Genomic DNA, 264 nt, shown 5'->3' with positions numbered 1-264 from the left:
CAGGCCGGTAGCTACTGGTCCTGCCAATTCCCCTTTCTCGGATATCACTACATCCGGATGGATCATTACCAAATACGATGCCTTCAACCGTCCGGTCTACACCGGCTGGATGAATGCTACAGCGGCAACAGCAGCCGGAAGGGCAACCCTGCAGGCAGCACAGAACGATGCAGCCCTGACGGTATTAAACGAGAGCAAACTCACTAGCGGAACCCTTGATGGCATTGCAGCCTATTACAGCAATACGGTAGCGCCTACCAGCTT

Annotated in this window: 1 protein-coding gene; it reads left to right on the top strand. The window is 54.2% G+C overall.

Features of this window, described 5'->3' with window-relative positions:
• A partial coding sequence (locus tag FLACHUCJ7_RS25150; RefSeq protein WP_219634181.1) for a hypothetical protein occupies positions 1-264 on the top strand: 264 nt, incomplete at both ends.

Source organism: Flavobacterium salmonis (assembly GCF_903819435.1).
GTDB classification, from domain to species: domain Bacteria; phylum Bacteroidota; class Bacteroidia; order Flavobacteriales; family Flavobacteriaceae; genus Flavobacterium; species Flavobacterium chungangense.
This window is presented reverse-complemented; position numbering and strand designations above follow the sequence as displayed.